The organism is Mycobacterium sp. IDUB_19, assembly GCF_055419445.1.
Genome location: NZ_JBVAXR010000097.1, coordinates 1 through 3,881, shown reverse-complemented (window position 1 = coordinate 3,881; position 3,881 = coordinate 1). Strand labels below are relative to the sequence as shown.

The 3,881-nt window shown below is 66.1% G+C and carries 7 protein-coding genes; 1 reads left to right on the top strand and 6 read right to left on the bottom strand.

The window, feature by feature from the left end; genetic code table 11:
- Positions 1-96: 96 nt before the first annotated feature.
- The gene (locus ACZY0B_RS26950) at positions 97-528 is read right to left on the bottom strand and encodes a MarR family winged helix-turn-helix transcriptional regulator (protein ID WP_463767289.1); all 432 of its coding nucleotides are present in this window, start codon (positions 526-528) and stop codon (positions 97-99) included.
- A gap of 52 nt (positions 529-580) precedes the next feature.
- Between ACZY0B_RS26950 and ACZY0B_RS26945 the strand changes: the two genes are divergently transcribed.
- Positions 581-1,219 carry a TIGR03086 family metal-binding protein gene (locus ACZY0B_RS26945; RefSeq protein ID WP_463767288.1) on the top strand — a complete coding sequence of 213 codons (639 nt, stop codon included), beginning with the start codon at positions 581-583 and terminating at the stop codon, positions 1,217-1,219.
- A gap of 118 nt (positions 1,220-1,337) precedes the next feature.
- Here the strand turns inward: ACZY0B_RS26945 and ACZY0B_RS26940 are convergent, their stop codons facing one another.
- From ACZY0B_RS26940 to ACZY0B_RS26920, 5 genes are all read right to left on the bottom strand, one after another.
- Positions 1,338-1,841 carry a hypothetical protein gene (locus ACZY0B_RS26940; RefSeq protein ID WP_463767287.1) on the bottom strand — a complete coding sequence of 168 codons (504 nt, stop codon included), beginning with the start codon at positions 1,839-1,841 and terminating at the stop codon, positions 1,338-1,340.
- A gap of 18 nt (positions 1,842-1,859) precedes the next feature.
- Positions 1,860-2,081, bottom strand: coding sequence for a hypothetical protein (locus ACZY0B_RS26935; RefSeq protein ID WP_463767286.1), 222 nt, complete (start codon positions 2,079-2,081; stop codon positions 1,860-1,862).
- A gap of 32 nt (positions 2,082-2,113) precedes the next feature.
- The gene (locus ACZY0B_RS26930; RefSeq protein ID WP_463767285.1) at positions 2,114-2,974 is read right to left on the bottom strand and encodes a TIGR03619 family F420-dependent LLM class oxidoreductase; all 861 of its coding nucleotides are present in this window, start codon (positions 2,972-2,974) and stop codon (positions 2,114-2,116) included.
- Positions 2,971-3,615, bottom strand: coding sequence for a PaaI family thioesterase (locus ACZY0B_RS26925; protein ID WP_463767284.1), 645 nt, complete (start codon positions 3,613-3,615; stop codon positions 2,971-2,973). The genes ACZY0B_RS26930 and ACZY0B_RS26925 overlap by 4 nt, the downstream gene beginning before the upstream one ends.
- Positions 3,612-3,881, bottom strand: a 270-nt coding sequence (locus ACZY0B_RS26920; protein ID WP_463767283.1) for a [protein-PII] uridylyltransferase family protein, incomplete at its 5' end; no start/stop codon positions are given. The genes ACZY0B_RS26920 and ACZY0B_RS26925, both read right to left, overlap by 4 nt.

Here is a 3,881-nt window from a genome sequence, read left to right as displayed (position 1 = left end):
AGTTCGCGCTGTACTACGACGTGTAGGCCGCAGTAGTTCTGGTTGAGTCCACCCGTTCCGCGATCGCGGGGCGGGTGGACTTTTCTGTGTTAGTCGTTATGGGTCGTCGCTTTGCGTCAGCTGACCCAGCACCCGCAGGAACACGTTGCGATCCTGGGCTGACAGCATCCCAAGCCAGCGCTCCTCGCCACGCTGGATGGCCGTCTGCACCGCATCTTTGACGGCACGGCCCGACTCCGTGGCGGCCAATAACCGCACCCGCCGATCGTCGGGGTCGGGATGGCGGTCGATGTGGCCCTGAGCCTCGAGTTCCTCGAGGATGGGGATGATGCGTGTCTTGTCGGCGCCGATCGCCTCGGCGAGCGCCGCCTGGGTCCGCACCGGCGAGCGATCCAGTGCCAGCAGCACGCTGTAGCCCCACATTGTCAGCCCGTGTGACTCGAGCACGGGCAACTCCGCGGCGATCATCTCGCGAAGCAGCGGCGCGAGCATCGCCGCCAGGTCGGGACGCCTAGCCCTCGATGTCATGCCCGTGATGGTAGACATTGACCTATCGTAGGCATATGCCTATGGTCTATATATGCATACGTTCCCGGATGTTCGTCCGTATCACCGCATCGCCGTGCTGGCATCCGTAGATGTCGTCGACGCCGTCACGCCCGAGCAGCTGCGCTTACCGACGCCGTGCGCCGGCTGGAACCTCGCCGATCTGTTGGCCCACATGACCGTGCAACATCGCGGCTTCGCGGCGGCGGCTCGCGGGAAGGGCGCTGACCCAGCGGTGTGGGAGGCCGCCGCCGTGGCAGACGCGGTGGTCGCTGACCCAGCCGGCACCTACGCTGCAGCGGCGGCCGAGGTGCTCGCGGCGTTCACGGCCGACGGTGTGCTCGACGCCCCGTTTGCACTTCCGGAGTTCGGCCCCAGTGCGGCGTTCCCCGGCGCGCTGGCGATCGGGTTCCACTTCGTGGATTACGTCGTACACGGCTGGGACGTCGCCCGCACCATTGGCTCCTCGTTCGATCTGCCGGCGGACGTCCTGGCTGCGGCACTACCGGTCGCGCTGGCCGTCCCCGACGATGGGGATTTCCGCACCGCCGAGGGGGCCGCGTTCGATCCGGCCATCATGACCAGCGACGCGGCAAGCGACTTGGAACGCATTCTGTGCCATCTCGGACGCTCGTCCGCCTGGACACCACGCGCGGAACATGTTGAGCACTAGCCCTATTGGTATCCGGGGCGGCCCAGCATCTCAGCGACCTGCCGGCGCGAGCATGGTCGAGATCACACGGTGTGCGCGAGGTTCGCAGAATCGCTGAGCCGGAACTCCCGGGCCGCCGCTAGCGGTGGTGACCGCAGTCGGGATTGGCCGGCTTGGCCGGCCAGGCGCAGGCATCGATATCGGTCGTGCCGCCATAGCCGCCGCCGGAGAACACTCCGTAGGCGTTGCCGTTGGTCCCGGTGTAGGTGGCGCCGCCGCCTTCCCCGCCACCACCCGAACTGACGACGGTCACCGCCCAGCTCGCGCCCTCCAGGGCGGTCTTATAGCCGCCCATGGCATCGCTCGGCGACCCGTTGACCAGAAAGTGCAGGTGGATTCCGTTGTCCGCGATGTTGTCCGGACCGTCGGTCCGTTGTGTGTTCGCCGGCGTGGGTATCAGCGACCGAAGGTCCGTGGGGGCGTTCGACGTCGTCGTGGCTTGCGACACCGTGGTCGTGACCGTCTTGGCACTCGTCGTACTGGTGCCCGACGCGGTGCCCGGATTGGGCGAACTGCTGCACGCGGCCGCGACCAGACCGATGGCCATCGCAGCGGCCGCCAACACGTACGTTTGCTGTCTCATGTTCTCCCCCATGCAGATTTAACGAGAAGGTCTAACGCCCAGAACCCCTCGCGACGCGCTGGCGGGCTGCCCCTCGGCCATTTCGACAAGCTCTAGCCAACTGCCCGGAGCGATGTAATGCCGGTGGACGTCTCCGCGGTGCATCTCGATGACCAACACGCCCGCATCCGTGACCTCGTACTTGTCGAATACGCCGTAATCGCGCGGTTCGCCGTTGCTGAACACAACCGTGAAGGGCATGGGTCGAGTATGGTCGCGACCCAACCCGCCGTCTAGCCGTCGAGCGCGAGGTCCTTGCGGAAGCGTTGCATGCCGTCGATCTTGTCGTCCAACGTGGCCTCAGGCCCGGTGTAGAACATCCACGGCATCGTGATGATGCCGGTGATGCCGGCATCCGCGACGCGTTGATAGTCGGCGGTGGTGAACGCGTCGGTGAGCGGCGTCAGAATCGTGAAATCGTGCATAGTCAAACCCTTTTCGAGGCGCAGGTCGCGCAGCTTGCCCACCGCCTCGATGGCGTGTTCGGTCTTGATCAGGTCGCCGATCCAGCCGTCGTTGCGGGCAGCGCGGCGTAGCGCAGCGTCGCTGAGCCCGCCGACGTAGACCGGTATCCGCGGCGGAGTCGGTTGCATCTCCAACCGCGGCGTCTGGTAGAACTTGCCGTCGAACTCCGTCCAGCCCGGCTCCCACAGCGCGCGCATCAAGTCGATCATCTCGTCGGTGCGCTTGCCGCGGGCATCGAATTGTTCGCCCATCAGCGCGAACTCCTCGCGGCACCAGCCGACTCCGATGCCGAGCTCGATCCGTCCCGACGCCAAAACTGCCGCAGTGCCAATCGCTTTGGCCGCCGAGTAGGGATTGCGCATCGCCGGAATGTAGACCGTGGTGACGAACCGCAGCCGAGTGGTGACCTGGGCCAGCGCGCCGGCCAGCACCCAGGGGTCGGGCCAGTCGGTAAACGGCTGCCAGCGTCGTTCCCCGTCTTTGGTGTACGGGTACGGCGTCTCGAGCGTCTCCAGGTTCACCACGTGATCGGGTATGCCGATGCCGTCGTAGCCGAGTTCATCGGCAGCCTTGGCGATCTCGATGATCTCCCGGGTATTCAGGAAGGCGCTGCTGATGTAGAACTTCACCGGGCTCCCCGCGCCCACGCCGGTTCGATGAAGATGCCTTCTGCCTCCACGGTCACCCCTTCCGCATCCGAGATAGAGCCCCGCGCAAACACTTTGACGCCCTCGCTGCGATCGATCCAGGCATCACAACGAAGCGGGCCCAAAGGTGTTCCGCGCAGGTACTTCACGCTGATAGTTCCGGTGAAACGTGCCTTGGACAATCCGTCGCTGGCCGCCTCGCCGAGCATGTGATCGAGCACCAGTGCGCTGACGCCGCCGTGCACCCGACCGGGCGGGCCTTCGTAGGCCGACCCGAGGACAAACTCGCTCCAGCAGCGGCCCTCGCCGTCGTGGTGCACGTCGATCGGCGGGGCGATCGGGTTGCACACGCCGACCACGGCATTACCCAACGGCAGCGGACGACCGTCGACGCGAAAGCTCACCCCGAGCGGCCGGGTCCGCTGGCGCAGCAGCTCGGTGACAGCCTCGATCTCGGTTCGCGCCTTCTCGACGACGTCGTCGTCGGCCTCGGTCCGGATGGTGGCGTCGACGAGTTCCCGGACCGCCTCAGCCAACGGAGCGTAAAGAGCCGTCACTCGATCAGCCTCTGTCGCGCTGAGCACCTCGAACATGGCGTCAAACGCGCCGGCTCCCTGACTCAACTCCCGAACACCTTGCGCACCACCGCTTTTGCGCGTCGCGTCACCCGCAGATAGTTGTCCAAGAACTCACTTCCGTCGTCGTTGTGCCAGCCCGCGGCGACTGCCACCGCATTGAGCTGACGTCCGGGCCCCGGCAGCTGGTCGGTCGGTTTGCCTTTGACCAGCACCAGCGCGTTGCGGGCCCGCGTGGCCGTCAGCCACGCGAGACGCAGCAGCTCCACCTCGTCCGCGGGGACTAGCCCCGTCTCGGCGATCACGTCGAGCGA

Coding starts and splice junctions, on each gene's coding strand:
- ACZY0B_RS26950 (WP_463767289.1), bottom strand. CDS start 528: ATGACATCGAGGGCTAGGCGTCCCGACCTGGCGGCGATGCTCGCGCCG.
- ACZY0B_RS26945 (WP_463767288.1), top strand. CDS start 581: ATGCATACGTTCCCGGATGTTCGTCCGTATCACCGCATCGCCGTGCTG.
- ACZY0B_RS26940 (WP_463767287.1), bottom strand. CDS start 1,841: ATGAGACAGCAAACGTACGTGTTGGCGGCCGCTGCGATGGCCATCGGT.
- ACZY0B_RS26935 (WP_463767286.1), bottom strand. CDS start 2,081: ATGCCCTTCACGGTTGTGTTCAGCAACGGCGAACCGCGCGATTACGGC.